Here is a 25,288-nt window from a genome sequence, read left to right as displayed (position 1 = left end):
CACGACTCTTTTAGATTAATTTACTTTTTTAAACCGATCTGTTTACTTAGCTTCTTCTTCCTCTTCAGCGTTTTCAGAGTGAATTTCAGCTAATTTGGCAGCGTTAGCGTTCACGCGCTTCTTACTCAATGGGTAGAAGAACAGTAAGACCAAGCCGGCCAGTAACAGACAGAAGGTTGGTACCCCAGTCGCTAACGTGTAGATGTGGTTAACAACGGTCGTGGTCTGTTGTGCACCACCACCAGTAGAGGACTTGTAACCGATGAAGGTCAACATGAACCCACCGAAACCACCGGCGATAGCTTGGGCAACCTTACGAGCAAACGAGTTAACACCATAAACCACACCATCTTCACGGACACCCGTCAAGACTTCGTGATTATCGATAACATCGGTGATGAAGGCCCAAACCATCAGGTTGAAGACCCCGGCACCTAAGGAACCGAAGAACAACATTACCAGGTAGAACCCGGCGCTTTGTGTCCGGATCATCATTAAGGCCCCGTAAATTGCGGCACCGATGAACAAGGCAACAATAGAACATTCCTTACGACCAAACGTCCGCGTCATCCAGTTACTGAATGGGGCTAACAGAATAACTGTCGCAAAGTTGAAGACCAACGCGATACTCAAGGCCTTCGTATCCTTGAAGTAGTCGTTGAACAGGTACGTTAACAACGTCCCTGATAAGTTTTGGTTGATAACGATTAAGATATCAACAAGAACTAAGACAATCAAAGCCTTGTTTTCAAACAAGCCCTTAACCAAACGTGCTAATGGCACCTTTTCAGACTTTTCAGTCCGCACACGTTCAGTCGTTAAAGCAGTCGTTAACGTGTAGCAAGCCCAAGCGATGAAGGCACAGCCAACAACGACCCAGAAGAAGCGGTTCCCAGAAATCTTTTGGGAAGCCCCAACGTAAATAATCAGTGGTAAGACGTAACTAGTCAGCGCACTACCAACGGCAGAACCGATGGCACGGAACGTCGACAGTGAAGTCTTATCGTTAGGATCCCCACTAATTGCAGAAGCCATGGACCCATAAGGGATGTTAACTGAGGAGTAGAAGATCCCCCATGACAAGTACGTGATGAAGACGTAAGCCAAACGTGCTGGCATTGCCCAATCCTTAACGATTGGCACGAATGTCAAGATGAAGGCAATCATCAATGGGTACTTCATCCGGTTCATCCAAGGCTGGAACCGGCCACTCTTATGTAACTTACTGTTATCGACGAATCGCCCAACCATGATATCAGCAAAGGCATCGACGAACCGAGCAGTCAAGAACAAGATACCAACTTGAGCCCCAGTTAAACCGAGGACGTTGGTGTAGAAAATCATTAAGAACGAGTTGATAACGTTAAATGAGAAGTTATTCCCAATATCACCAAACATATAACCGATACGGTCTTTCATATTGAAAGGCGCGGCATCGATGGTAACCGTTTTTTGTGTTTTATCCAATTTTCCTGACACTTCCTAAAAATTATATATAGTCTAAACGTGCGAAATAAGGGCTTAACTGAACGCTGTGGTAATCCTAGCTAGGGTTTTTACGATAACGCTCTTCTTGTATAACTAATATACAAGTTAGGTTCAGCGTACCACGTGTAGAAATCGCTTTCAAGCACAAATTAAAAAAATTATGTGAATTGGCAGTCGATTCACCACCAGTTCATGTGCCTTCATATACTGCTACATCAACGTTTATCATGATGTATACACTTGTGATAAATTTCAAAATAAAAATGTTTCCGCTTTCACTAAAATCCAAGATTCGCCCGGATTTTCTTTCTGATATACCACCTAAGCCTTAAATCGACCGGCTATGACATCTTTTAGGTCGTAATCACCACTTCAAAATTCGGAATGGCTACTAACCGTCTCCCCCTAGCACTTAGCTACCGACTAGTCCACAGTCGGATGAACCCAGATTGACCGTCAGTTCTAGTAACTTCTGCATTATCGTTGAAGCTTCTCTAACAACCCTGACGTCCTATCCGCTCTATTCACAGTTTTTTGGGAAAAAGTAGTCCATCTTTTCTGAAAATCCGCCATATCTCTCCCATGAATTTCATCATAAAGTGGTCCGGATGAATTCTGCGTCTCTGGAATAAATCAGACCGTTCAATGACCCGCTAAATACCATTAACAGGTTAAATAACAATATTTTTTCTTCCTATAAGTAACGCCATCAAAAAAGAACCGCGACAACCGTCCCGATTCCACTTGATCATATTGAGTTGGTTTAACCGTTAAAACAAACTTGCCACCGGTTGCTTCAACGCCGTCAGCAGTTGATCGGTCGTTGACTTCGCCGTGAACACGACCCGCTCAGCAAATAAAGTCGCCGTTTGGTCGGCGCGATACGTAATCTGTTGGGCGGTCCCGGTCTGCGTATCGGTGACCGTGGCCTGAGCCACCGGATCACCAACATTGACCGTTCCCGAACTCAGCTGCGCCGGCGTCAATTTGGTCTCAACTTTCGTTTCTAAACTGGTCGTCTTGTCCTGATACCAGACACCGGCCTGTGAAGCCATTGGTGTCGCCGTTACAGTCGTGGCTAGACCATTGGCCAACGCAATCCGTTGCGCGGTCAAGGGGGTCGTCTCTAAACTATACTTCTGCTTTAGTTGCTTGATTAGCTTATTCATAGCCGAGAACGTCGTGTCCCCACCCAGAATCGTTGCCACCATGCGTTGCCCATTAACTGTATAGGTCGCCGTAAAGCATAGCTTGGCATTTTCAGTATACCCGGTCTTCAGACCATCGATGCCACTGTCCTTCTTATACTGAGACTTCCCGGGCAGACAACTGTTTTCATTGAAGATCTTCGTCCCATTGATGCTAGCCTCCGTTTGACTGGCAATCTTGGTGATGTCCGGGTCCGCCTTCAACAATTGCTGAGCGACCTTCGTGATAGCCTTGGCGGAAACCAGGTTCTGTTCATTCTTCCCGGTATCGGGCAACACGAGGTCGAAATCCTTAAGATCAGAGTTATCCAGTCCGGATGAACTGATAAAGTGGGCCTCTAGCCCCCAGTCCTCACTCTGCTGATTCATCAGCGCGATAAACTTCGCATTGTTGCCAGCGACGATCTCGCCCAATTCCGTAGCCGCACTATTAGATGAAGCAATCATCGCCGCAGCAACTAGTTGCTTGACCGTGAATTTTTCTCCCGCCTTCATCTGTAACGAGGAATAAGCGTAACTATGACTTAATTTCAAAAGATTTGACGGCATCGTAACCTCTTCATCCCAGCTGAGTTTTCCTTCATTAATTGCTTTGACGGTGAGGTAAACCGTTAATAATTTAGATAATGAGGCAATTGGGTACCGTTTATCAGCATTTTGCTGGTAAAGAACTTGGCCACTGTTGGCATCCATGACGTAAGCGGCGCGCGCCGGTACCTTACTGACCGTCTTACTTGCCGCTTGGGCCGTTGTCGGCGCCAAGATAGTGGCAATCAGGCCGATGATCGCAATGACGCGTAACCAGCGTTTTAAAAGAACCACAGGTAAATAAGCTCCCTTCGTGAACTAAACTTATCTTTCAATTATACAAAGTCTCGGCGCTAACACCACGATTATTGGGAAACTTCCACAAATTTTAATTACTTATTAGTGAATTTGTAATCGAATAGAAACTTCGTTCTTGACACTTTGCGTTTACAGATGTAAACTCTAACCATCAATTAAAACTACAACCGTAAACAAAGGAGTGACTCATCATGGCAATTACCGAAAATACCGAAGTTACCGAAACCATTACCAACGCCGAGTGGTGTGTGATGCGCATCGTCTGGACGCTGGATGAAGCCGACAGCCACACCATTATCGACTTAGTCAGTCAGCAACACGACTGGAAAGCCGCAACTATTAAAACCTTGATTGGCCGACTCGTCAAGAAGGGGGCACTCGCCACCACGAAGAATGGGCGGCAATTTATTTACACCCCGCTCATCCCGGAGCAGACCGCCATGGATGCGGCACTCACCGGGCAACTCGATCAGATGTGCGCGATGTGTCGAGGCCAAGCCTTCGTCCACGCCATTGATCAGACTGAATTGAGCCAAGCAGATATCCAAGAATTAATTACGCATTTGCAAGAGAAACTGACCACAGCACCCACCATGATTGCGTGTGACTGCCTGCCAGATGGTTACAAAGGGAGTTGTTAATGATGAAAGAAAATGAACGACACTTGGGGATGACCCACATGAATATGGACCATGACATGAAGGGCATGGATCACAGTCAGATGTCTCATCATGACATGGCTGGCATGACGATGGGCCCCGGCCACGATCATCAAGACATGAGCAATATGGATATGAGTCATATGGATATGGACATGGGCGACGGGCACATGATGCACATGGGCAATCTGAAACGCAAGTTCTGGGTCTCCCTGATTCTCACGATTCCCGTGATCCTGATGTCCCCGATGATGGGGATGACGTTGCCCTTCCAATGGATTTTTCCGGGTAGCGATTGGGTCGTCGCCATTCTTGGCACGGTCCTCTTCTTCTACGGTGGCGCACCCTTCTTCAGCGGTGCCAAGGCCGAGATTCAGATGAAGCGTCCTGCCATGATGACCCTGATTAGCATGGGGGTCGGCGTGGCCTACATCTATAGTATCTACGCCGTCATCGCTAACAACCTCTTTCACGTAACACCGACCGTCAATAACTTCTTCTGGGAACTCTCCACGTTGATCGTCATCATGCTGTTGGGTCACTGGATTGAAATGAATACGGTCATGAATGCTGGTTCCGCCGTTGAGGCGCTTGGCAAACTTTTGCCACAGGATGCGCACATCGTCGACAACCAAGGTAACACGACTGACGTCCAACTGAGCGACTTGCAAGTTGGGCAAACGGTGGCGATTCGCGCCGGTGAACAGGTACCAGCCGATGCTTTAATCTTAGATGGTAGCTCGGACATCAATGAATCACTGGTAACCGGTGAATCTAAAGCTATCCGTAAGACCATCGGCGACCGCGTTATCGGCGGGTCCGTCAACGGCACCGGAACGATCACGGCCAAGGTCACAGGGACCGGGGACTCCGGCTACCTGGCTCAAGTGATGAAACTCATCAAGGACGCTCAGAATTCCAAGTCCAAGTCCGAGAATCTTGCGGACCGCGTGGCCGGTTGGCTCTTCTACGCTGCCCTCTTTGCCGGGATTCTCGCCTTCATTGTTTGGCTGACCGTCGCTGACTTAGCGGTTGCTCTGCCAGTTGCTGTCGCCGTCTTCGTCATCGCCTGCCCCCACGCACTGGGCTTGGCTGTACCTCTGGTTGTTTCACGGAGTACTGCCTTGGCCGCACAAAATGGCCTGTTGATTCGTAACCGAAACGCTATGGAACAAGTGAAGAAAATTAAGTTTGCTCTAATGGACAAGACTGGAACGCTGACAATGGGTGAATTCAAGGTCAACCACTTGGTCAGCTTCGATGCTCAACACAGTGAGGACGATGTTTTGAGCCTGATGGCCAGCCTGGAAAAGGGTTCAAGTCACCCGCTCGCTACCGGGATCTTAACTGCCGCTAAGGGTAAGGATCTGACCTTCGCTGCTGCGACCGATACCCGCCAAGAAACTGGCATGGGGCAATTTGGAACGATTGCCGATACCACCTATGGCGTCGTCTCCGTGAACTACCTCGACCAACATCACCTCGACTACGACCATGAACAATTTACGAAATTTGCCGCCGAAGGTAACTCCATCAGCTACTTGGTTGCTGGCGATGTCGTTCTCGGCTTAGTCGCACAGGGTGATCAGATCAAGCCAGCCGCCGCAACTCTGGTGGCTTCGCTGAAGCAGCAAGGAATCACACCAGTTATGTTGACCGGTGATAATCAGGAAACGGCCACCAAGGTTGCGGCCTCCGTTGGGATCGACGACGTCCAGGCCCGCCTGCTACCAGAGGATAAGGAACGACTGGTCCAACAGTATCAAAAGGATGGCAAGGTCCTCTTCATTGGGGATGGCGTCAACGATGCACCTAGTCTGGCTCGCGCTGATATTGGGATCGCCATTGGTTCCGGAACCGACGTGGCAATTGAATCCGCTGATATCATCCTGGTTTCCAGTGATCCCGCCGATGTCATTCAGTTCTTAGACTTGGCACGGGCAACCCACCGTAAGATGACTGAAAACCTGTGGTGGGGAGCTGGCTACAACCTGATTGCCATTCCACTGGCAGCCGGCGTGTTGGCACCAATTGGTTTCCTGCTGAACCCAATGGCGGGGGCGGTTGTGATGTCATTGAGTACGATCATCGTCGCCATCAACGCCATGACTCTCAAGATTAAAACGGTCGCTTAGATGGTTAGTCATGATCGTCTGCGGTAGCCAGGGATTCCGCCGCTGTGGGGACGTTCCAGCCTGAGAAACGGGCTTCCAACTCGACTTGAAGCCACGAAGAATCACGTGTCTTCAAGATCGCCCGTGCTGTAAACTGGCAAGAAACGCCAGTTAACACCACCTCCACGGCCGGCTCCATCCCTAGCTACCTCCGACTAAGATTGATTTTTATCATCTTGGCCGTTTAACTCCAGAGTCACTCAGTCTGAATAGGTCATCAAATTTCTTATACAATATCATTGGTTACTTTCAACATTTAAACCAACATCAAGTACCGCAATTCCCTAAGCACTGGGAATTGCGGTACTTTTTAATTTAAAAGAGGACCACCATTGGCAGTCCCCTCGAAAGTTAACATTTAGCGTTTCGGTCGCACGATTTCTAGGAAATCAGCGAGTGGTTGTGGGTCGATCAGTTGGCGGTTACACTGGGCGCTGTCGCGGCAGATGTAATTACCATTTCGCGTGAAGGTTCCCAGACCAGACTTCTTGGTCGTTGAGACGAACAGGGAAACATTGCCAATCGTTTGGCAAATGGCACAGACGCCTTTAACGGTCTTGGGGCCCATGTCTCCCTGAATCCCAATGAGTCGGTCCTGATACGGCGCTACCAGATACTTTTTCTGGCTGCCCCCATCATTCCAACCGAGATAGGTCAGTTCGTGTAAATCAACACCAGCCCATTCCGGTTGCTTTAACTTTTTCACCTTACGGAATAGCTTACCCAATTGTTTCTGGCTCAGACTTGGGAACGGCACTACCAGCGGCTCGATGGTCGGTAGTAGTTTAGCTGCGGCCTCACGCGTTAAGCGATCGGGCTGTAGTTGCTGTAAAAAGTCTTGCGCGATGGGCTCATCCACCGGCAAGTGACTCGCGATATTCTCAATCGTGGTATCGCGGACGACTCGGCGCATACGTTTGTCATTAACGGACAGGTAGGCACTGACGAGGGCGTTGACTTGCTGGGTGATATAACTATATTCGTAAGCGGTGATTGTTGGTTCCATAACTATTTCTTCCTTCCAGATTTAAACCAGACACTTCTCTGAAAGGTTTTGCAGAAAAGTGTCGCTAACAGCCAGCACTCTTCCGTACAAATAACGATGCCATCATCGTCGATCATCTCCTTGTATTCAGCAATTTAGCTGAATTGTTCATAAGTATACCGAACCCGTTGTGGAAAAGCAAGATTCATTTTCATCTGTTTTCGCAATCAGCTCCAACCTGTCAATTTCCGCATCATAAAAGGCCACGCAATATCCTCTGCGTGACCCACTTTTTAAAATTTCAAAAATCCCTTACCTCAACTTAAAGTCAAGAGTAGCAACTAGCCGAAGGCGGTCAGGACGCAGACAGCTGTGACGACGGTGTTATCCCGGGCGATTGGACCTTCCCGGGGTTACACCGTGGGACGCGTTTGGAAACTCACATGAACTTCGTGAGGTTTCAAACCGAGCCGGAAGCCCATTTTGGGGCTGCAGGCGGTCCCCACAGCAGGCGGAGTCCTGACCGCCACAGGCGACAACTGATAGTCTCGATGTTAAGTTACTCAGTCCGGAAACTGCGGAGGAAGTTGATCATCTTCCGGCCATTTAAGGACAGCGCCATGACCGCGAGGATAATCAGCACCCCGCCAAACAAGTCGTAGTTGGTCAGCTGAACGTTGAGGAACGCCACGGAGAAGACTGTTGCCGCCAGTGGTTCGAAGGCATCCAGCAAGCTGGCCGTCGTCGGTAGAATGTAGCCCAGCGCGTGAGCAAACATCAAGAACGGAATCACCGTCCCCAGAATGATGATCACTAGGATCAGGGCAACCTCCGTCCCGGTCAAGGTCACGTGATCATGCCAGACCGGGCCAAAGACGTTCAGACAAATACCCGCAACTAGCAGTCCCCACCCGGTCACGGAAACCGCGCCAAATTTGGGCAATAAGGGCCGTGGCAGTAACGTGTTCGTCGCCACTCCGATGGCGGATAACCCGCCCCAGAACAAGACGACTGGCGAAATAGCCAAACTATTCAAATGGCCGTGGGTCACAATCAATAACGTCCCGAAGAAGGCCATGATCATCCCCAAAGCTTCCGGCCGCGTTGGCGTGACGTGTTTAAATAGAAGAAAATAGATACTGATGATGAACGGTCCCAGATACTGGATGATGGTCGCAATCGGTGCGTTTCCAAACTTCACGGCCTCAAAGTAACAGAGCTGGACCGGCACCAACCCCAGTAAGCCATAGCTGACCACTCGTAAGGCTGTCGCCCGTTGACGCCAGATGGCAAACGGCTTTACCCCAGCAAACTGACCGAAGACTAGCAGAATCATCCCGGCCGAGATCATTCTGACTTGAGTCAGCCATAGAGCAGTGATGTGAGGGTTCAGCATAAACAAACTGCTGGCCGCTACCCCTGAGATTCCCCAGAGGATACACGCTACACTGGCCAAAAGCACGCCGCGTAAATGATGTTGACGATTCATCGTGGCCACTTCCCGTTAGTAACTGAATTTAAATTAAACATTCCCTAATCCCTCTTATTCACGTAAAATTAATCGTCCACTGCCCATTATAGCAAAGGGTTTTGCAGGACCTCTAAGGAAAGTACGTTTACTCACACGATTATAATTTGGAATCGCTTCACTCTAACAGTCCTATTAGAAACTGACTAAAAAGGCCCCCGCCTTCGCGGAAGCCTCGCTGACCCAGCCACGAATAGTTATCAGCATTGACCATGATGGTAGCCGCCCGACATTATCCGTTTTATATTTTTAGCTGAGCACAAACTCCGGAGGACAAGCTTCTCCGCAGCTTTGACGATTATTGTATGCCATCTCGCCATAGAACACCCCGTCAAAGGTCCCAGTTAGCTTAGCGAAGAAATTAAATCCCACCACTACTACGCCCAATAATCATCCGCTACCTAGATATTTTTAACGGCGGACAATTCTACTTACCAGATAAATGTTAGCGTTTGCAATTAATCCGTACAAATATTCTTATTTATGCTACAATAATCGAAAAGACCTGGAGGCTATATCCTATGAAAACCGAAAAAGAAAAGTTTATGGCGGGCGAGCCCTACAACATCATGGACCCCGAGCTTGCAGCTGAGGAGACCAAAGCCCGGCGACTCTGTAAGATCATGAACGAACTAGATGACACGGCCGCTACCGAGAAGGAACATGTTATTCGGCAGCTCTTCGGTTCCGTTGGCAAGACGCCCTGGGTACAACCTAACTTCCGCTGCGACTTTGGTTATAACATCCACGTCGGTGACGCCTTCATGTGCAACTACGACTGTGTTATCCTGGACGTCGCTCCCGTCACCATCGGCGACCATTGTATGATCGCACCCCACGTTCAGATTTACTCCGCTTATCACCCCTTGGACCCAGCCGGCCGCGATGCTTTCGTTGGTCTCGGCAAGCCCGTGACGATTGGCGACCACGTCTGGATCGGTGGCGGTTCCGTCATCTTGCCTGGCGTGACGTTAGGAAACAATGTCGTCGTCGGCGCCAACTCCACCGTCACGAAATCCTTCGGCGATAACGTTGTCTTAGCCGGAAGCCCCGCCCGCGTTATTCGTGAAAACGTTCCAACTGAAAACTAAATTAGCTCATGCGAAAGGGACTAGCCAATCGGCCAGTCCCTATTTTTATCAAAATTAACGTAGTAGTCGGGCCACATCGTCCCGCTTAGCCTGCGAAGCGCCAATGGGCGGCAGGCGTTTGATTACCTGAGCTGGCACACCACCAACTAAGACGTTGTCCGGCACATCCTTCGTCACAATCGCCCCGGCAGCAACAACCACATTGCTCCCAATCGTGACACCGGGCATGACGGCCACCTTGCCACCAATCCAGACGTCATCGCCAAGGGTTACTGGGCTGGCCTGAGCCGTGTGGCTTCGACGATCGGTCGCCGCTAGTGGATGATTAACGGTATAGATATCCACGTTGGGGCCAATCATCACGTTGCGACCGATAGTCACTGGCGCAATGTCCAGAATTGTCAGATTATAGTTACTCAGAAAGTCCTCGCCCACGTGAATGTTGCGGCCATTGTCGCAATTGAATGTGGCCTGAACCGAGACGCGTTTCCCATGGCTACCCAGGATTTCCTTGATCTTGGCGGTCTGGGCTGCCGGGTCAGTTGCTGGAATGCTGTTGAATTCCTGACAGAGTTCAGCTGCCCGCGCCTTCCGTTCAGCGACCGCCTTATCGAGAAAATGGTAAGGCTCGCCTGCATCCAACTTTTCAATTTCAGATTTTGCCATTAACCTTCACCTCACCCTTAGCTTAACACTTAAAACTAAGCCTCAAAATCAAAAGGGTCACCCAGAATGCTCTGGATGACCCCTTAATCTTAGTTTTTAAATTATGCGATCCACCCGAGATAAACCGGAATATCGATCTTACCTTGAGGTGAAATGGTCCCCTGGTAAGTTTGCCCCTGAAGATCAAACGTCGCAACTAACTTAAACTTCAAAGTAGCCACTGGCGTGATGGCTTTGCTGGATAACAGCTTACCCGTGGCACTCCGTGTAATCTTGCGAACGGCCTTACCGTTCTCATACTCGTAAGTCATGGTCTGGCTGTTTTGCTTCAGCATGACGACCCGCTGAATCTGATTGTTCGCCGTGGCGATACCAATCTTGATGTGACCACTCTTATCGAGCGTGGCCACCTTCTTGGTCGCTGCCGCTGTCAAACCATCACGGCTCATCTCGTGCTTCATGTTGTCTGGGTAAGTTCCCTTAACAACGGCGCTAGTCGGTAACCAGCCAATGGCCTTGCCCGCGGCCGTTTCGAAGTACAAGTAGTGCTTCTTGGTCGTGGTCGTCAACGACTGCACAGCGTAGATCGTCTTGTAGCCATAGCTACTGCCAAAGTGGTTGGCAGCCGTGATACCCAACGTCTTCGCTGGCATGTTCCAGAAATCATGGGTCGTCGTTGGCGTCCAGTAGGCCGTCTTCTTAATTGACTTCATCTGAACGATCTGCTGGTGGAATTTTAGCTTACTCAGGGCAACGTAGCCACCGGTAATCTTCGTTGCCGCAACCGCATTAGATTCCATGACTTGGCCATGCTGCAGCTTCGTGGCCGTCACGTTGGCCAACCGCACGTAGCGTTTGCCATTGACGGTCACCACTTTATCCACGGTCCAGTGTTTCTTCGTGCTCAGGTTGGTCCCCAAAACCTTGCTGTGCGCGTACGCGGCGCGGGGATAGCTGTAAACCTTGGTTCCCTTAGCCTTAAACGTAAACACCCGGTGCTGCGGATACGCTGGTAACGTCACCTTCTTGGCGGCTTGAGCCGTCGTCGTTGCTCCCCACAAAGCCAATCCCAGGCTTCCGGCTAAAGCGAACTTCATCCATTTCATGTGTGGTCCTCCTAGTCTGTCCTCAACTCTTACTCTTCTGACTCAAAACTCTTTCACTCTCAGCTCATTTCTAACCATTCTACTTGAATCTGGCTAATAATCAACCAATTAGAATCAATTCACTGAGAAATAATTGCTAGTCACAACTTTCAGGCGATAAGTTAAAGGTTCTGACCCTTTTCCCACGCCGTCTTGGAGAGTAGTAAGCCCTGCTTAACCAAGTCGTTAAATAACGCATGGGTCCGCTTGGAAACTTCGCCGGCGGTCTCGGCATTACTCTTGGTCAGGAAGGTCGTGGCATCCCCATTGATCGTCGCATCCGTGGCAGCGACCCGGGCCCGACCATAAGATTGGCAACCCTCGCGGAAGGCATTGACGCTCTCCACGAATTCGTGGAAGTGGGGTTCAATCAAGACGGATAAGGTCTTGTTCAACCAGTACACGTTGTCCACGGAAACTTCGGTCGTGGTGTTCTTGTAGTCTTCTGGCGTGTCGTTGATGTTGGTAAAGAATGGCACGTAAGGTGCGTAGGCGAAGAAGCCCATGGCGATCCATTGAATGGCCGCGTGGTCATCGTCAACGTCATTTCTGATCTGGAGGATTGAGGAGCATTGGTTTCGGTCCATGGCGATTGGCCGGTATTTTCTCCGGTCATCGGCTGAGCCGGAAGCAAACGTCCCGAATGGATCGTATGGCGTGCCATTGTAGTGAGAAGATAGGAAGAATTCAACATCTTCAATCGCAATCTTCTTGCTTGGTTGACGCGTAAACGGCATGTCTTGGTCGGTTGGTTGTTGATCCGTAACTTCCGGATTGAACAGCTTCTGACCATACCAAGTCCGTGGCGTGTTGTAGTAAGCATCGTCTTCCCCGTGAGTCCCGAAGATCTCGCGGAAGTTAAACGTGCCTGGCGTTGGATTCAAGTGATACTTAGTGACAAAGTCGACGAGGTCGGTCGCCACTAAGAAGTTGTCGCTGTCGTCCAAGTTGACCTCTTGCATCAAAGTTTGGTTGGGCGCAATGGCATAGCTATCTTCAGGTAACCGCATGGCTGCCCAGTGATGGCCCCCGGCCGTTTCCAAATACCAAATTTCATTTTTATCATTGAAGGCAATACTGTTGCTTTCGCCGGTCCCGTACTTTTCCAATAAGGCGCCCAAGCGTTGGGCACCTTCCTTGGCAGTCTTCACATACGGCAGAACCAGTGTGATCATGGCCTCTTCGTTGATGCCATCGTTAACTAACGGGTCGTAACCCAAGACGCGTGCATTGGTCGCCGTTGTTTCGGTCGCGCTCATCCCTACGTTAAACTCGTTGATCCCAGCTTCTTCGTATTGGCCGTCACTTTGATCGGCTTGCGGAGTGCCCGTGTAACGGTAAGCGTGGTCGGGCAAGGGCACGTTGACGCCAGTAACAGCCGACGTAAACGTTGCTTGCTTTTGGTCCGTGGCGGGATGCACCACAAACTTGATGGGATTAATTGGCCCATAGCCATCCTCGTTACGCGCTACAATCGTGGAGCCATCCATGCTGGCGGCTTTACCCACTAAAATCTCGGTACAATCGGAACTTTTCTTCACAGTGTTCCGCCTCCTTTGCTTACCAGTATAGGATTATCGGGTGCTAAGGGCTAGGGATTTCGATAAATTTTGCGAAATAACTGGTGACCAGCTGCAGACGCGCTGAAATAACACGCAATTAGTGACGACGTTTCACTCAAAACTGTAAAAAAAGTGCACCCCGCTCCTAGACATGGAGGGGATGCACTCGTATTCAATTTCATTGGTTAAATCTAACGCAATTCATCGTAACGGCAACATCTGACGAGAGGGCAAACTCTACCGCCGACAGTCATCAAAGTAGCTTAGAAGTTACGCTGTTCACGCGCCACGGTCTGATTGTCAATGCGGTGGCGAATGGCCTTTGCAATTTCGGTAACCACCAGAACCACAAACCCAGCGATAATCGGAATCCACCAGCCGTAGAAGAAGTTGACGGATGTGGTGTGGAACACACTCTGCATGGCTGGCCAGTAAATAATGCCGGCCTGTAAGACCAGCAGAATCGCGACGATCACGAAACTCATCTTGTTCCGGAAGAAGTACTTCGACAGTACCGGGTGGTCATTCTGCAAGTTAAAGAGGTAGAAGACCTTCCCGAAGATGATCACGTTTAACGTCATGGTACTACCGATTACGGCAGATAAGCCTTGGTTCGTTAGGAAGTCGTAGGCAAACATCCCGAGTCCAGAAATCAGCAATGACACGTAGGTCACTTCGAAGACGTCCAGCTTGGACAAAATCCCCCGCGTCACATCTCGCGGACCTCGTTTCATAATGCCACTTTCAGCCGGTTCGAAGATGAACGCAAACTGAATCGTCAGGGCTGAAACCATGTTGATCCACAACAATTGGGTCGGGAACAACGGTAATTCTTGGTCCATCAGAATACTCAAGACCACGATCAGTCCTTCGGCGAAACTCGTCGGTAGGAGGAACCGGATCGTCTTCCGAATGTTATCAAAGACGTGACGCCCTTCCCGCACGGCCCGCAGAATCGACGTGAAATCATCATCGGCCAGCACCATATCGGCGGAGTCCTTGGCGACATCGGTTCCCCGAATCCCCATGGCCACCCCAATGTCGGCTTGCTTCAGTGCGGGCGCGTCGTTGACCCCATCACCGGTCATCGAGACCACGTGACCGCGTTGCTGTTGGGCCTTAACGATCCGCAACTTATCGGCGGGCGTAGTCCGGGCGAAGACGGTATATTGGTCAATCTTAGCGGCCAATTCTTCATCACTCAATTGCGCCAGTTCGGGTCCGGTAATGGCCCGTGCCTTTTCGGACAAGTTCAGTTGTTGCGCGATAGCGGCCGCCGTTTCGGGGTCGTCACCAGTAATCATTTTAACCTTGATCCCCGCGTACCGTAACTGTTTCACGGCATCAGCCACACCAGGACGCGGTGGATCAATGATCCCGGCCATCCCAGCTAAGTGGAAGTTCTGCCCAACGGTAACGTCGGCCACGTCGGTCACGTCAGCGGCAACTGGTTGGTAACCCAAGGCCACCACCCGTTTTCCCTGTTGGGTTAACTGGGATAAACGCGTTTGCCAAGCTGCTTGATCGACGGGTTGACCCTGTTCGCTCATCATCCGCATCAACGTTTGTGGCGCCCCTTTGACCAGCAACACGCGCTGACCATCATGGTCCACCAACCGCGCGGAGTAACGAATCGCGGAGTCGAAAGGTAACGAATCGATCTCTTGAGGGTCAGGTTCCGTTCCCACTAATTTATGATAGAGCGCCGTCAACGCACCATCGGTCGGTTCACCCGTCAGGACCCACTGACCGTCTTCCTCGTGGAATTCGGCATCGGAGGTCTGACCGGCAATTTGGACCAACCATTCGAGGTCAGCGTCGTGTTGCCACGGCACCGTCTGGCCCTCGTCGTTTTCAATCTGGCCGGTCGCATCGTAGCCAATGCCGGATACGGTGTAAGTATCGGCGGCGGTCAACACATCGGTCACGGTCATTTCATTTTTCGTCAGCGTCCCGGTCTTGTCGGTGTTCACGATGTTGACAGCCCCCAGCGTTTCAACGGCTGGTAGTGTCTTGACGATCACGTTTTGCTTGGTCATCGCCTGCGTTCCCATGGCTAAGACCACGGACGTACTAGCGGGCAACCCTTCTGGCATGGACCCAACAACCATCGTAATCACGGCGATCAGTAAGGTTGGCAAGCTGTACACGTGGGTGATCATCCCTAAAATGAAGAGCAAGGCCGCCACCACTAAAATAGCAATCGACAGGCCCAGACCCAGACTGTTTAAATTCTTCATCAACGGCGTCCGTTGCTGCTTAACTTCAGCCACATTCTGTTGGATGTGCCCAATCTCGGTATCCACTCCGGTCACCGTCACGATCCCGCGACCGGAACCATTGGTCACGGCCGTAGAGGCAAACGCTTGGTTCGATCGTTCAGCCAACGGTAAATCCGGTGCTGCTAAGGGATCTTCCCCCTTCAAGACGGAGTCAGTTTCACCGGTCAACGCGGACTCCTGAATCTTTAGGTTATCGGCATCGATCAGTCGCAAATCGGCCGGAACGGTATCCCCAGCTTCAAGCTGCACGATATCCCCGGTAACCAGCTCCCGGGCTGGCAAGTTAATTTTTTGCCCATCGCGGATCACAACGGCTTCGTTGACTAAGAGGGCCTTGATCCGATCCAGCGCGTTATCCGCAGATTTTTCCTGAAAGTAACCGATAAAAGCGTTCGCGATGATCACCAATCCGATAACGATTGAGTCGGAGTAGTGGTGCATAAAGAACGTGAGCAAGGCGGCGCCCGCCAGAATATAGATGATACTGTTGTTGAACTGCTTTAAGAACCGCAATAAATTGGATTGCTTCTTCACGGTCAGTTCGTTAGGGCCATTGGTCCGTAGGCGTTGTTGCGCCTCACCGGTACTCAAACCATCATCTCTATCCGTGGCATAGTCTGCAAGTAAGGACTCAGTCGTTCGCTGCCAGAGTGGCGGCTCCTGGCTGGGTCCGGGGTCAGTACTTTCTGCTACTTCAGTTGGTGTTACAGTTGCTTCTGGATCTTGTGCCATATATTAAGGTTCATCCTTTCTAAAATGAAAAATTTTAACGGTCGGGAATCGGTAATGCAATATTCCGGTAGTGCAAGGCGTCCACCTCCATATCTAAATTTTTGATTAGTTAATTTTATCAAGTTTTCATGAAAATTGCATCTCATTCAGCCGTTTGCAATACAAATTTAATATATAGGGTTAAAAAGTTGTGGTGATAATTAAAATAGGCAACGATTCAGTCGCTTGCTGAATCGTTGCCTATTACATTCCTGATTCGTGCTCTCGGGTAAACATGGCGAGTCGCCAAATGTCAGCCACTGAAAGCTTACCAATTTTTTTGATTTTCATTTGAAGTGTCTTATCAAGACGATACATCGTTCCCACATCAACCCAAGATGGCTTATCCAAATTTGCCGCTTGCCAATCCACTATCTCTAGGTAGTTTTTTCTAATGCGTGTCGATTTCTCAGCGTATTTAGTGGTCACAGGATAACAAAGTAAGTCTTTTGAGAAATCATCAATTACGATTACCGGACGGCGCTTTCCCCCAGAGGATTGTGTAAATGCTAAATAGACAATTGCAATCTCATTAGTCTCCATTGGCAATGAACTTTTCTAAGTCTGCTTGCGTTTTAATTTCCTGAACGGGTTGATTTTTCGTTGCTTCCAACAATTCATGTGTTGCTCGTTGCCGTTCCGATAGAACAACACCAAATGGTAATCCACCATGGATAATAATCTGACGATAGAACATATTAATTGCGTTAGTCGGTGTCACACCGAGATCACTCAAAATTTTTTCGGCCTGATCAGCAACTTCCGCATCAACTAGCGCCTGAACCCGTTTACTTTGATTCTGCTTTGCCGTTTGCATATTACCCCTCCTAGTTTTAAAGAATCATACTACAATAAACTCAATTTAGCTATTGATACGCTCTCATTTGAGGCTGACAGCGAGCTATCCATCTATATACCAATCAATCCTATGATTGGGTCCATGCTCTCTTTTGACCAAGCGCAAACGGCGCTACTGCTGCTAGAACATGGTGAACAACTGGGTAAAATTGTCGTCACCATCTAAAACCGGTTGATCCAAAAGGACTCTAACCCGAAAGTACCAGAGCACATCCTAAATCGTGATGGCTCTGGTACTTTTTTAGCTGATAATTTTAAAATTAGTTGGCTGTTGTCCCAAAACCACGGGGTGTTGTTCAAAGTATGTCATGATTAATTCGGGTAAATCTACATTTACTTCCCGCGTGATTTTCTTCGCACTAAACATCGGATAATCACCGCCACCATTGCCGCGGTACTGATTAACCGCTACGCTAAGCATTTGATCTGGTTGAACGGGGGCCCCGTGATAATCCAGCCGCACAACCCGCTGGCCAATCGGTTGGTGTAAGTCGAATGTGTAGTCTAGCCCGCTGTAAAAGTCATAGTTATAGAGTTGCAATTTGGGGGTCGTAAACGCCGAGTTCACGGTAATCTTTCCCTCAGCATTCAACAGCCAGAAACTAGCGCACCGCTCCAAGGCATCCCGAATATCCTGGCCCGAAAGTTGCTCCACCACGAGTGTATTGGGATAGCTGTAACTATTCAAGAGTTGTCGAATCGTGGGTTGCGTGCTTAGTCCCCGAACATCATCGTTGAAGAGACTAGTTGCGGCAATGTCAGCACCCCCCGCGGCCATTTCCACAGTATTCACGAACTCGAGATACGGGTGGCCGTGTCGCCGAGCGGCCATTGCATCTGTCACGCTTAGGCTGTCACCGCCTAATTTGCCAATTGGTTGGTCTAGCCAGCGCTGGACATGACTTTCAGTCTCGTCCGCCAACGTTGCCAGCCAATCCGCCGGTTGCGCATTCGCCGTGGTCAACAGGCGGGCATCGTGATCGATGACTTGCTTGCTTTTATCTAACACCAGATCAATCATCCCCACTGCAACGCCCTTCTCACCAGGCTGGATTGTAGGAACGCCCTGATAAATATCTGCCAATTGCCGGTGCTGATGACCGGTGATCAAAGCGTCTATTCCGGGAACCTCCGTTAAGAGCCGATACCCTTCATTCTCACCAGTTGCACGTTCAGTCAACTTGCCCGTGGTCGGGTCGGCCTCGAAGCCACCGTGATAGGCAACGACCACAACATCTGCTTGCTTACGTAACCGAGGAACCCAGCGTCTAGCCGTCGTGACGATGGAGTCGAACTGCAATCCCACGATATGGTCAGCCGTCTCCCACACCGGAATGTAACTGGTCGTTAATCCAAGGATTGCCACCCGCACGCCTTGCCGTTCAATAATAGTATATGGTGCGTCAACGATCTTTTGAGCTTCCCCACCATCAATGTTGGCACCCAACAAAGGATAGTCCCGGTCGCGCTCACAGGTCCGCAGGTAGTCCAAGCCATAGTTGAATTCATGGTTACCTAACACGCCAGCATCGTAGTTCAGTGTTGTGGTCAGTTGGCTCAAAAGCTCACTCGGTGCCTCGGAATGTTTGGCCAAGTACGTGGTCAGCGGGGATCCCTGAATCCAATCCCCATTTTCAATGGTAATCACCACTTCATCTGGTGCGGCATTTTGACGAATCTCTTCAATCACGGTTGCTGCCTTGAGCAAGCCCAAGGGCTGATTATCCGCCGCGTTCAGGTACTTCGTCGGGTAGACATAGCCGTGAACATCGCTAGTCGCGAGAATCTTAACTTTCACCACTAAATCAACCTCTTCCGTAATTGTTCCGACAGGGTATCAATCAACAGAACCATCAGGACAATCCCTAATAAGATGATGCCGACTCGCGGCCAGTTACGCGTCTGAATGGCAAAGATCATGGGGGTCCCAATTCCACCAGCACCAACCATCCCCAGAATCGAGGCTGAACGAACCGCGATTTCAAAGCGATAGAGGGTATAGGAAATAAATTCTGGCATGATTGTCGGCAAAGTTGCTAGCATGAAGATCTGTGCGCTATTACCCCCAGCACTTGTGATGGCCTCATCGGCACCCCGATCCATGTTCTCAATGGCTTCACTGAACAGCTTACCCAACATCCCAATCGAATGAATGCTGACCGCTAGGACCCCGGCGTATGAACCCGGGCCAACTGCCTTGATGAACATAATGGCAAGGACAATCTCAGGAAAAGTCCGAATCAAAGTCAATACGACCTTGCCACTTCCCGAACGGACGTGAAGCCATTCCTTACCACCGCGCGCCGCCCAAAAAGCAAAGGGCACACTGATCAGTGACGAGATAATTGTTCCCAAAAAGGCAATCGCCAACGTCTGCAGAATCAAAGACACGAGGTCTTCGCCGCTGCCGTTATAAACGTACGGCCAGTCCGGCTGAACCAGGCCATGCACGATCGAGCGAGATACAGATGCCGCCGATTCCTGCAGACCAGTGAAATGCAGTCCCGTAATCGCCCAAGTATAGATAACCGCCACGATTGCAATCCACAAGAGCCAGTTCCATCGTCGCCACAAAGTCAACGTGGCGGGCTTTTTTGAAATAGTCGTTTGCATATTAAAGTAGCACCCTCCTTAAGTGATTGCTGATGCCGTCAATGGCCATGACCACCACCAGCGTTGCCAAAATAATCACCGCCGTCTGGCTATAGTTGAACTCATTCAGTGACCGCTGTAGAAATACCCCAATCCCACCGGCACCTAAATACCCTAGTACCGTTGAGGCCCGCACGTTGATCTCTAAGGTGTAGAGAAAATAGCTCACGAATTGATTCATGATCTGCGGCAAAACGGCGTACCAGATAATGGTTAGTTTGTTGGCTCCCACAGACTCCAAAGCTTCCAGCGGACCCATATCAATCGTCTCAATAACTTCATAGAAGAGCTTGGAAACCATCCCAAACGAGAAGATAGCTAGCGTCACAACCCCTGCTGTTGACCCGATCCCAAAGATTGCCACAAAAATGGCCGCTAGGAGTAGGTCCGGCAGTGTGCGGACAAGGTCGAGCATCAAGCGAATAATACCTCTGAGCCAGCGGTTGTGAACCAAATTACTGGCTGCCAGCACGGCAAAGGGAACAGCGAAAGCAGCCCCAATCGTGGTTCCCAAAATGGCCATCTGAATGGTCTCGTATAGGGGATGGAGAATGACTGGGAGATAGTCCCAGGCCGGCCGCGACATCCGCACGAGCAGATCCGTAAACTGGCCCAGGTTGCTGAAGAACATCCCCACATCAACGCCAGTCATCCGTGACGAAGCTACCAGTAAAATAAGAATGACGAGCGTCCAGCCAATTGGTTTCACGTGCCAGCGCTGTAGCCACGGTCGCCGAGGTACTTGTGTTGTCATCATTTTCGCCCCCCTAGACCGTCTGGTAGACCCGGTTCAGGTCTGCCTCGGTCACATCCGCAATCGGCTCATCGTAGACCACCTCACCGGCGCGCAATCCCACGATCCGGTCGGCATACTCCCGAGCTAACGCCACGGAATGTAAGTTGACAATCACCGTAATGCCATCCTCTTGATTCAGACGCTTTAAAATATCCATGACCGTCTTAGTCGTCAGAGGATCCAACGAGGCAATCGGTTCATCGGCCAAAATAATCTTAGGATCTTGCATCAGCGTCCGCGCAATTGCAACTCGCTGCTGTTGACCACCAGACAGCTCATCGGCACGGGCATATAACTTTTCTGCCAGACTGACCCGTTGTAGGGCCTGTACAGCCTTCTGCTTATCCGTAGCGCTAAACAAGCCTAAGATACTCTGCCAGGTTGCGTAATAACTCACCCGGCCCGAGAGCACATTCTTAGCCACGCTCGACCGTTTCACTAAGTTAAAGTTTTGAAAGATCATCCCGATTTTTCGCCGCAACAGGCGTAGTGACCGGCCCTTATAGGCCTTGATTGATTCGCCTTCAACCCGAATCTCACCGGACGTAATCTCATGCATTCGATTGATGGTCCTCAGTAAGGTACTTTTTCCCGCACCAGATAGGCCGACGACCACTAAGAATTCACCCTGTGGAATCTCAAAGTTAATGTTCTTCAGACCAACCGTGCCGTTGTCGTAAACTTTATTGACGTTCTTAAATGAAATAATGGGTGTCTTGTCCATCCGTCTGATTCCCCCTATGTAAAAGAGCAGCGAAGGCGCCGATACTATCGCTCCCCCTGCTACTCTTACCGTCGTTACATCAATTAAATTTTACTTATCGAGGGCCTTAGCCTTCTTGTCGTACTGACGAATAATGTTAAAGTTGCTATCTTTTGAGTCCGTGTAGCCTTCATGCGTGTAAACGCTGGAAATGATGGCGTGACCCTTCTTAGTCTTGGCAATCTGTTTGAACGCCGTCGCAATCTTCTTTTGCCACTTACCGGTCATGTCCCCACGGACCGTAATGGTATCGTTTGGAATCTTCCCTGTGGTGTAGATTGGAACGACCTTACTCATAATGTCCTTCTCGTCCTTCTTCACCAGGTTCCGCGCGCCTTGGAAGACAAAGGCAGCATCCGTGTTCTTGTTGTAAACGGATAAGACCCCTTGATCATGGCCCTTGACCGTAACCGTTTGAATGCCGTCCTTGTTGATGTTGACACCTTGGTCCAACATTTCAACTGCTGGATAGATCCAGCCGGCCGTAGATGTCGTGTCCTGGACGGCAATCTTCTTGCCCTTCAAATCCTTCACCGACTTGATGCCGCTATCCTTGCGTACCAGAATTTGGGAACGGTAGTAGTCGACCAGTTCAGTATTGGCTTTGTCTCCCGGTTCCGTGAGCCCGTGTCGTTGTGCTTGCAATAAGACCTTGTCATGGTACTGCTTATGAGCCAAAACGTAGGCATCAGGTGGCAGGAAGCCCACATCAACCTTCTTAGATCCCATCGCTTCAACAATGGTATTGTAGTCGGTCGAAACACTGACCGTGACTGGAATCCCCAATTGCTTCTTCAGCAACCCTTCCAGTGGCTTAGCCTTAGCCTCAATCGTCCCCGCATTGGATGATGGCACGAATTCCACCGTCAACTTCTTAGGGGCATACCCCTTTGATCCAGACGTGGATGCCGTGGTCTTCCCACAGCCCGCCAACGTTGCTGGCAAGACCAGTAATGCGGTGAAAACTAAGAGCCATTTTACTTTCTTACTCAAGTGCATCTAGCTCACTCCTCAGTTATGTAGTAGTCCTCTTTGACCACTCCCAATACTAGCAGAAACCCGAACTTTTACAATCATTTTCTGAAAATATGCCGGTTTATAATTATATTAATGATTAAAAAAGCGCCTATTTTCAATAAGTAAATCGTAAAACTCGAACTATATATTTATTTTTCGATAAAAGTATCTTGTTGGCGAATCTAATGAGCTGACCAACCAATTTTCAGTGGAATCACCCGCCCAAATAATGATTACAGGCAGCAAAAAACGGCTGATCACGCTTTATTCGTGCAACCAACCGTTTATTTTTATCGAATTTAACCCTGCGTCCCATTGTGCTCATGATTCTTGGCTGTATCGCTCATCGCGTTTAACTTAGCCATGTCACTCGCGGCAATTGAGAAGTCCAACTGCGCATTAGCCGTAATGTGGGCCTGACTCGTCGCCTTAGGCAGAGGCAATACGCCATTCTCTAAGACAAATCGCAGAGCGAGCTGTGCCGCCGAAACGTGGTATTTATTGGCCATCTCTTTAATCGCCTCATTGGCCAACATATCCCCCGTTGCCAACGGTGAATAGGCTTCAACCAACATATCGTGGTCCTGCGCAAACTTCGTGATCTTGGGTTCCGTGTAGCCAACGTAATATTGAATTTGATCAACCATCGGTGCCACCTCAGCATGATTTAAGACGTTTTGCAAATCGTGACTGTTGAAGTTCGAGACCCCAATGGCCTTCGCTTTACCGCTGGCATAAATTTTTTCCATCGCGCGCCAAACATCAAGGTTACCGGCGTCACAGTCCTTGCCGATTTCGCCCCATGGCCACGGTGCGTGAATCAAGTAGAGGTCAACGTAACCAACGTCCAAGTTCGCCATGGTCGTGTCAAAGGCATCCAACGCGCCTTGATAGGTCTTGACTTCAGCTGGCAACTTCGTGGTCACAAAAATCTCTTCTCGTGGAATCCCAGAATCGCGAATCGCCTTGCCAACACTAGATTCATTAGCATAAGCCTTTGCCGTATCAATGTGCCGGTAACCAGCCTTCAATGCGTTAGCCACCGCATTATACGCCGTGTCACCACCCGGAATCTGCCAAGTACCAAATCCAACTTGTGGAATCTGCGACCCATTAGCCAAACGAAACGTATCCGTTAAAACTGACATATTTGACCCTCCAATTTATTCAGTAACTGGGATAAGTATACGCTTTCTTTACACACGTAAGGTCAAATTGGCTTTCGGATTTGTTCGGAATTTCATTTAGATTTCAGGAAAATTTCGCTTCCATGAATTTGTAATATTACAAATCACGAGAATTACCCAAAACCCTTGATTTCTCTGTTATTATAAAGATGTCGTAAAACAATTGCTTAACAACCAGACGACAAACTAAAGCTTTTTTGGTAACAATTGTTAAGGTACCCGGAAAATGCCTCGACAATTGATTGTCCAAATTAAATATTAGCCTCATTGAATCAGACTAAATCCCAGTTCGATTCAATGAGGTTAATTTTTTTACACTTTTTTTGCGACCAGACTGACTAACTACGCCGATTTTAGCGTGCGCCAAATTCAGCGAATCACACCACAGCCCACCGTCAACCTTAGTTTACGGATAACACCAACCAGCGTTGATTCACCCAACTTACTTCCATCAACCAGTCGTCACTAAAATAGCCGCTCAGCGCGATGTGCATACTTATTCATGATAATCTTCCTTGTTACCCGTCAACGTATCCGCTAACTGTTGCAGGACTCGCGCCAACTCGGCACGATCGGTATTGGAATAGCTCGCTAATTTTTCACGTAATGCGGCCTCCCGAGCGAGCTTTATTTGTATTAGTCCCCGTTGTCCTTGCGATGTTAGCGTCACCTGGCGAACGCGTTGATCTCGACGCTCCGCCTCTGCTAGCCAACCAGCCGTCATTAACTTATCGACCTGCCGACTAATGGACGAGTGGTTGCGACCAATCTGATTGGCCAGCTCACCGATGCTAATCCCCGGCTGCCGACCAACTCGAACCACGATGGGCAGTGCCGCCGATTCCAACGGCACATCGGCCTGTTGGAGCAGATGGCGGTCCTGTTGTGGTTGGTTAAAAAACGTCACGATTTCAAATAGTGCTTCAAAAATTTCATTATCCATACTTGCTAGTATACCAGAATGCTGTTAAGATGTGTGCATAGTGCACGGATAAATTCAAATTTAAGGAGCGCCCTAACTCATGACATCTAAAATCGGCATCATCATCGGCTCCACGCGTCCCTCCCGGATCAGTCCCGACATCGCAACTTGGCTTCAAAAGGCCGTTGCCCAGCCCAATCTAACCGTTGACCTCATCGACCTCGCTGAGATCAACCTGCCCTTCCTGGACGAAGTCGCCCAGCCGTCAACGGGAATCTACAGCGAGGCTCACACGCAACGTTGGAGCCAACTGATTCAGGGTTACGATGGCTTCATCCTGCTCTTTCCACAATACAATTGGGGCTATCCGGCACCGCTGAAGAATGCCTTGGACTACCTCTACAAAGAATGGGCCGGTAAGCCCGTTAGCATGGTCTCATACGGTGGACACGGCGGCTTCCAAGCGGCCCAGGGTGTGAACCTCATCATTCGTGGCCTCAAGATGCAGCCGTTGAACAACAATCTGCAGATTAGCTTGCACCGTGATGCCATGGACGACCAAGGTCACTTCATCGACGTTGACCAAGCCCTGGCACCATACGCATTTAACGCGCAACAGTTGGGGGCTGAGTTCCAGAATTTACTCAATAAATAACTTATCATTGGATGGCTTCTCCAATACTTCACG

General features: G+C 49.6%; 22 protein-coding genes. 4 read left to right on the top strand and 18 right to left on the bottom strand.

The annotated features are described in order from the left end of the window. Positions 1-42 precede the first annotated feature (42 nt). Together ACEPSU_RS01940 and ACEPSU_RS01935 are read right to left on the bottom strand one after the other, a co-directional pair. The gene (locus ACEPSU_RS01940) at positions 43-1,467 is read right to left on the bottom strand and encodes an MFS transporter (RefSeq protein WP_395322492.1); all 1,425 of its coding nucleotides are present in this window, start codon (positions 1,465-1,467) and stop codon (positions 43-45) included. 791 nt (positions 1,468-2,258) lie between these two features. Further along, positions 2,259-3,518, bottom strand: coding sequence for a D-alanyl-D-alanine carboxypeptidase family protein (locus ACEPSU_RS01935; RefSeq protein WP_395322490.1), 1,260 nt, complete (start codon positions 3,516-3,518; stop codon positions 2,259-2,261). Between the two features lie 215 nt (positions 3,519-3,733). Here ACEPSU_RS01935 and ACEPSU_RS01930 point away from each other — a divergent pair, with 215 nt between their 5' ends. Then, on the top strand, positions 3,734-4,183 hold the full coding sequence (locus tag ACEPSU_RS01930) for a CopY/TcrY family copper transport repressor (protein WP_395323492.1): 450 nt from the start codon (positions 3,734-3,736) through the stop codon (positions 4,181-4,183). Between the two features lie 137 nt (positions 4,184-4,320). Next, complete coding sequence (locus ACEPSU_RS01925) at positions 4,321-6,336, top strand: heavy metal translocating P-type ATPase (protein ID WP_395323125.1); 2,016 nt, start codon at positions 4,321-4,323, stop codon at positions 6,334-6,336. A gap of 4 nt (positions 6,337-6,340) precedes the next feature. On the opposite strand, the gene ACEPSU_RS01920 is transcribed toward ACEPSU_RS01925, so the two are convergent. The 3 genes from ACEPSU_RS01920 to ACEPSU_RS01910 form a co-directional block, all read right to left on the bottom strand. Continuing rightward, positions 6,341-6,514 (bottom strand): hypothetical protein, encoded by a 174-nt coding sequence (locus tag ACEPSU_RS01920; RefSeq protein WP_260338568.1) that lies wholly within the window; start codon positions 6,512-6,514, stop codon positions 6,341-6,343. Positions 6,515-6,733: 219 nt separating this feature from the next. Beyond that, a complete protein-coding gene (locus ACEPSU_RS01915) occupies positions 6,734-7,381 on the bottom strand; it encodes a FusB/FusC family EF-G-binding protein (protein ID WP_395322486.1) in 648 nt (215 codons plus the stop codon). A gap of 538 nt (positions 7,382-7,919) precedes the next feature. Continuing rightward, on the bottom strand, positions 7,920-8,849 hold the full coding sequence (locus tag ACEPSU_RS01910) for a DMT family transporter (RefSeq protein ID WP_395322484.1): 930 nt from the start codon (positions 8,847-8,849) through the stop codon (positions 7,920-7,922). Positions 8,850-9,409: 560 nt separating this feature from the next. Here ACEPSU_RS01910 and ACEPSU_RS01905 point away from each other — a divergent pair. Further along, the gene (locus ACEPSU_RS01905) at positions 9,410-9,979 is read left to right on the top strand and encodes a sugar O-acetyltransferase (RefSeq protein ID WP_020088455.1); all 570 of its coding nucleotides are present in this window, start codon (positions 9,410-9,412) and stop codon (positions 9,977-9,979) included. Positions 9,980-10,033: 54 nt separating this feature from the next. On the opposite strand, the gene ACEPSU_RS01900 is transcribed toward ACEPSU_RS01905, so the two are convergent. The 13 genes from ACEPSU_RS01900 to ACEPSU_RS01840 form a co-directional block, all read right to left on the bottom strand. Next, positions 10,034-10,645 (bottom strand): sugar O-acetyltransferase, encoded by a 612-nt coding sequence (locus ACEPSU_RS01900; RefSeq protein WP_395322482.1) that lies wholly within the window; start codon positions 10,643-10,645, stop codon positions 10,034-10,036. A 101-nt stretch (positions 10,646-10,746) separates the two neighbouring features. After that, positions 10,747-11,751, bottom strand: a complete 1,005-nt coding sequence (locus tag ACEPSU_RS01895; protein ID WP_395322480.1) for a GW dipeptide domain-containing protein — start codon at positions 11,749-11,751, stop codon at positions 10,747-10,749. Between the two features lie 161 nt (positions 11,752-11,912). Beyond that, entirely contained in the window at positions 11,913-13,331 is a 1,419-nt protein-coding gene (locus ACEPSU_RS01890; RefSeq protein WP_395323490.1) for a C69 family dipeptidase, read from the bottom strand. Between the two features lie 284 nt (positions 13,332-13,615). Beyond that, positions 13,616-16,366, bottom strand: coding sequence for an HAD-IC family P-type ATPase (locus tag ACEPSU_RS01885; RefSeq protein ID WP_395323488.1), 2,751 nt, complete (start codon positions 16,364-16,366; stop codon positions 13,616-13,618). 243 nt (positions 16,367-16,609) lie between these two features. Continuing rightward, positions 16,610-16,948: a type II toxin-antitoxin system PemK/MazF family toxin gene (locus tag ACEPSU_RS01880; RefSeq protein ID WP_395322474.1), complete on the bottom strand. Its 339-nt coding sequence runs from the start codon at positions 16,946-16,948 to the stop codon at positions 16,610-16,612. After that, positions 16,938-17,222, bottom strand: coding sequence for a type II toxin-antitoxin system RelB/DinJ family antitoxin (locus ACEPSU_RS01875; RefSeq protein ID WP_020088449.1), 285 nt, complete (start codon positions 17,220-17,222; stop codon positions 16,938-16,940). The genes ACEPSU_RS01880 and ACEPSU_RS01875 overlap by 11 nt, the downstream gene beginning before the upstream one ends. A gap of 282 nt (positions 17,223-17,504) precedes the next feature. Continuing rightward, complete coding sequence (locus tag ACEPSU_RS01870; protein WP_395323124.1) at positions 17,505-19,061, bottom strand: bifunctional metallophosphatase/5'-nucleotidase; 1,557 nt, start codon at positions 19,059-19,061, stop codon at positions 17,505-17,507. Between the two features lie 2 nt (positions 19,062-19,063). Beyond that, the gene (gene phnE / locus ACEPSU_RS01865) at positions 19,064-19,876 is read right to left on the bottom strand and encodes a phosphonate ABC transporter, permease protein PhnE (protein WP_020088447.1); all 813 of its coding nucleotides are present in this window, start codon (positions 19,874-19,876) and stop codon (positions 19,064-19,066) included. 1 nt (position 19,877) lies between these two features. Continuing rightward, on the bottom strand, positions 19,878-20,672 hold the full coding sequence (gene phnE, locus ACEPSU_RS01860; protein ID WP_260346835.1) for a phosphonate ABC transporter, permease protein PhnE: 795 nt from the start codon (positions 20,670-20,672) through the stop codon (positions 19,878-19,880). A gap of 10 nt (positions 20,673-20,682) precedes the next feature. Further along, positions 20,683-21,435 (bottom strand): phosphonate ABC transporter ATP-binding protein, encoded by a 753-nt coding sequence (gene phnC / locus ACEPSU_RS01855; protein ID WP_020088445.1) that lies wholly within the window; start codon positions 21,433-21,435, stop codon positions 20,683-20,685. A gap of 90 nt (positions 21,436-21,525) precedes the next feature. Next, the gene (locus ACEPSU_RS01850) at positions 21,526-22,473 is read right to left on the bottom strand and encodes a phosphate/phosphite/phosphonate ABC transporter substrate-binding protein (protein WP_020088444.1); all 948 of its coding nucleotides are present in this window, start codon (positions 22,471-22,473) and stop codon (positions 21,526-21,528) included. 317 nt (positions 22,474-22,790) lie between these two features. Continuing rightward, positions 22,791-23,639 (bottom strand): aldo/keto reductase, encoded by an 849-nt coding sequence (locus tag ACEPSU_RS01845; protein WP_395322471.1) that lies wholly within the window; start codon positions 23,637-23,639, stop codon positions 22,791-22,793. A gap of 535 nt (positions 23,640-24,174) precedes the next feature. Beyond that, positions 24,175-24,621: a MarR family winged helix-turn-helix transcriptional regulator gene (locus tag ACEPSU_RS01840; protein ID WP_395322469.1), complete on the bottom strand. Its 447-nt coding sequence runs from the start codon at positions 24,619-24,621 to the stop codon at positions 24,175-24,177. A 79-nt stretch (positions 24,622-24,700) separates the two neighbouring features. Here ACEPSU_RS01840 and ACEPSU_RS01835 point away from each other — a divergent pair, with 79 nt between their 5' ends. Beyond that, a complete protein-coding gene (locus ACEPSU_RS01835; protein WP_395322467.1) occupies positions 24,701-25,255 on the top strand; it encodes an NADPH-dependent FMN reductase in 555 nt (184 codons plus the stop codon). Positions 25,256-25,288 lie beyond the last annotated feature (33 nt).

The organism is Levilactobacillus parabrevis, assembly GCF_044051715.1.
In the GTDB taxonomy this organism is placed as follows: domain Bacteria; phylum Bacillota; class Bacilli; order Lactobacillales; family Lactobacillaceae; genus Levilactobacillus; species Levilactobacillus parabrevis.
The sequence above is the reverse complement of the archived record's forward strand: the minus strand, read 5'-3'. Positions and strand labels throughout refer to the sequence as shown.